The organism is Roseovarius ramblicola (genome assembly GCF_042430665.1).
Lineage (GTDB): Bacteria > Pseudomonadota > Alphaproteobacteria > Rhodobacterales > Rhodobacteraceae > Roseovarius > Roseovarius ramblicola.
Window position 1 is genome coordinate 1 of the sequence record NZ_JBHMEC010000032.1, and the last position, 3,060, is coordinate 3,060.

6 protein-coding genes are annotated in these 3,060 nt (G+C 64.5%); all 6 read left to right on the forward strand.

Going from position 1 to position 3,060, the window contains the following annotated elements:
• The first annotated feature begins 98 nt into the window (after positions 1-98).
• On the forward strand, positions 99-644 hold the full coding sequence (locus tag ACFFU4_RS17650) for a hypothetical protein (protein WP_377071208.1): 546 nt from the start codon (positions 99-101) through the stop codon (positions 642-644).
• Positions 645-647: 3 nt separating this feature from the next.
• On the forward strand, positions 648-1,226 hold the full coding sequence (locus tag ACFFU4_RS17655) for a hypothetical protein (protein WP_377071210.1): 579 nt from the start codon (positions 648-650) through the stop codon (positions 1,224-1,226).
• Between the two features lies 1 nt (position 1,227).
• The gene (locus tag ACFFU4_RS17660; RefSeq protein ID WP_377071211.1) at positions 1,228-1,599 is read left to right on the forward strand and encodes a hypothetical protein; all 372 of its coding nucleotides are present in this window, start codon (positions 1,228-1,230) and stop codon (positions 1,597-1,599) included.
• Positions 1,596-2,189 carry a hypothetical protein gene (locus tag ACFFU4_RS17665; RefSeq protein WP_377071212.1) on the forward strand — a complete coding sequence of 198 codons (594 nt, stop codon included), beginning with the start codon at positions 1,596-1,598 and terminating at the stop codon, positions 2,187-2,189. Before ACFFU4_RS17660 ends, ACFFU4_RS17665 begins: the two co-directional genes overlap by 4 nt.
• 27 nt (positions 2,190-2,216) lie before the next feature.
• Positions 2,217-2,564 (forward strand): hypothetical protein, encoded by a 348-nt coding sequence (locus tag ACFFU4_RS17670; protein WP_377071213.1) that lies wholly within the window; start codon positions 2,217-2,219, stop codon positions 2,562-2,564.
• On the forward strand, positions 2,561-3,060 hold a 500-nt coding region (locus ACFFU4_RS17675), incomplete at its 3' end, for a hypothetical protein (RefSeq protein ID WP_377071215.1). The genes ACFFU4_RS17670 and ACFFU4_RS17675, both read left to right, overlap by 4 nt.

Below are 3,060 nucleotides of genomic sequence, written 5' to 3' on the forward strand. Positions count from 1 at the left end.
TCGCCCCCGACGGGCGACGACACGATGGCATGACCCGCCTTCATCTGACACCCGCCGCCGCCGCGGGGTAGGCTCATCCAGAACAGGGAGCGACAGACGTGCTCGGAACCGCGACGATCACAGGCATTTTCTACGGCACCGACGGCGCGCCGGTCACCGAGGCCGACGTCTCTATCGTGCCGAAACAGAAATACGTGGCGTCCTCGGGCGACGCGGCCTGGGTGACGCGCGCGGTAACTGGGCGGACGGACGCCACCGGTGCGATCGGGGTGCTGGATGGCGCGGCCTTCACGGGCGGCGTTGCGCTCGCGGCCGGACAATACGAGATGTCCGTGAGCAAGGATGATGTGTCGCATAACGGTGTGCTCACCGTTGACCAGGACATGGTCGCGGCCGGGTCGGCTGACCTGCAAACCGCGCTCGGGCCCGCACCTCCACCCATACTCGTGTCCGCGGCCCAGGCTGCCCGCGACAAGGCCCGGGAATGGGCCTCCAGCCCTGAGGATGTGGAGGTCGAACCGGGGCTGTTTTCGGCCCGTCACTACGCGGCAAAAGCATCGACGTCCGGCCTCTCCGCCGGCCCCGGCTTCAAGATCGTAGGCGCGGAACTGCGCCACGACATTTCGACGCTATCGAGAGGATAAGAGATGGCACTGCAAGGATCCGATTACTTCATCATCGAGCGGGCGGGGGCGGTGTATCACACGCTCGGCTCGGACATCCTCGCCTATGTCGAGGAAAACGTCGGCACGTCGCAGTTCGACGTGGCCGACATCACGGCCCGGAACGCCATCAGCAACCTGAGCATCGGCGACCGGGTGTTCGTGGCCGATGCCTCCGGCGATGCCACGGTCAGCACGGGCTGGGCGATCTATGTCTGGCGCGGCAGCGCATTCACAAAGGTCGCCGAGGCCGAAGGGATGGATGTGGCTGCGGGCGGCGCGGACCTGGGCTACACCGCCGCCCCGACGCAAGGCACCGTCACCTCATCCAGCGGGACAAACGCCATCCTTCCGGCGGCGGACGGCACCAACGCCGGCCTCATGGTCCCGGCGCAGGTCAGCAAGCTCGGCAACATCACCGTGACCGGAACTGTGAACCTCGACTCTCTGGCCACCGCGAGCCACGCAGCGGTCACTCTGGGGGGCAACGCGAACACCAACCCGCTCACGCTGTCAGGGCAGGTGCTCGGCTTCTCGATCTCGCAACTGACGGCGGCGCCGTAAAATGGCGGTGCAGTCCACCGACCTCATCATCGTGCAACGTGACGCCACTCTGTACAGCGCGACGGTGGGGGATTTGCCATCAGTGAGTAGCGCCGGAACAATCACGTCCGGCGCTCTCGACCTCTCGACGGGCAACAGCTTCAAGTACGCGCTCACCGCCAACGCCACGCTCACCTTCTCGAACATCCCCGCGGGTTTTTCCATGTGGCATCTCACGGTGACGGCAACGGGCACCAACACGATGACGCTGCCGACGATGATCGAGATGGGCGGCGCGGCCGCGCTGGATCCGCCTGCGGACGGCGAGACGCGTTCCTACACCTTCTGGTCCTATGACGGCGGCACCACGATCTACGGAGGAGCCTCGGCATGACGCTTCCCAGCACAGGGATATTCGACGGCGGAGCTGCTGGCGGCGGGGGTGGTGGCACGTTTACCGCCACGATCTCATCGAACCAGCAGGAAATGAACCTCGCGACATGGGCGACGGGGCAGGGCTGGGACGGCACAAGCTACGCCGAGATCACGGTCGCCGCCGGGGTCTATGTCTGGTCCGACGACAATACGATACCGGGGATGACCACGGGGGCCTTCCCCGGTGGTCTGAAGCTCATCGTGGAAGGCTACATCATCGGGAAAGGCGGAGACTCTTCTACGGACGCACTGCCCAATGGAGAGGGATTGCCCGGTGGTCCGGCGCTCAGTCTCGGCACATCCATTACTATTGAGGGCGGCGTCTCTGGATACATAGCAGGCGGCGGCGGCGGCGGTTCGGGTGTTGTAGGCAGCGCTCGCTTCACTGGGGGTGGAGGAGCGGGCGGCGGGAAAGCCGGCGACAACGACGGCGTATCAGGTGGATCAGGCGGTTCGCCGGGCGCCGCCGGCGATGACGGTATGGAGCAAGAGAGCGGAAACAAGGGTTTTGGAGGCGGCTCTGGAGGTGGTGGCGCGAGCGTTTCCTGATTGAGATAGATAACAAGGGCACTGAGTATGAGCGATCCGAACGTAGGAACAGGCGGCGGCGGCGGAAGGGTGCTTCCTGGTGCCGGAGGTGCCGGTGGAGTGTCGTTTAGAAAGCCGGATGGAGGAGCAGGCGGATCCTCAAACAATCCCGGAGAAACAGTCACCACCGTTGGAAACTCCTCAGAGCTTGCCGCTGGCGGAGGTGGTGGATGGGGTGCTGACGGCGGAGATGGTTGGAGCAAGTCCAGTGGCACGACCGACGTGTATCCCGGCGGTTCCGGCGGAAACGCCGTCGAGCTGAACGGCCACGTCGTGACCTGGCAGGGTGAGTTCGACACGGATTTTGCCAATCATATCTACGGGGCGGTCTCATGAAGGTGGATCGCGATCTCATTCGCCATTTCGGCTCCGGGGCTGACCCGAACGATCACAAGTGCATGGACGGGTATAACTGGTTCGTGGACACATTCGGCAATGTCGAGCCCGTCACCGTGGGCGAAACGGAACGGACGGTGATCGCGCATTACGATCAAGGCTTGATACCCGAGCATGTGAAAACGCTCTGCCTTAAACTCGCTGCCAGCCTCAAGAGCAGCGTCGAGGCCATCGAGATGGGCGGGCATGGCGCGTGGCAGGACGAATACCGGGTGGCACACCTGAATGCGCGCGGCACCCTCGCGGAAATGACGACGCGCCGCGACGACTACCTGGCCGGTCTCGATCCCTACAAGGAGGTGAAGGTGCTCAAGCACAGCCCCGTCTCGAAGGGAAACCAGACGGCGCCGGTTAACCACCCGGCGCAGATCGTGCCGGGCTTCCGGTATTCCGTGTTCAGGCGCCAAAAGGGGCGGCACACGCCCCCTCTCGATGC

Bases quoted from the DNA above. Each gene is read 5' to 3' on its own strand.
- ACFFU4_RS17660 (WP_377071211.1), top strand. From the start codon at position 1,228: ATGGCGGTGCAGTCCACCGACCTCATCATCGTGCAACGTGACGCCACT.
- ACFFU4_RS17665 (WP_377071212.1), top strand. From the start codon at position 1,596: ATGACGCTTCCCAGCACAGGGATATTCGACGGCGGAGCTGCTGGCGGC.
- ACFFU4_RS17655 (WP_377071210.1), top strand. From the start codon at position 648: ATGGCACTGCAAGGATCCGATTACTTCATCATCGAGCGGGCGGGGGCG.
- ACFFU4_RS17670 (WP_377071213.1), top strand. From the start codon at position 2,217: ATGAGCGATCCGAACGTAGGAACAGGCGGCGGCGGCGGAAGGGTGCTT.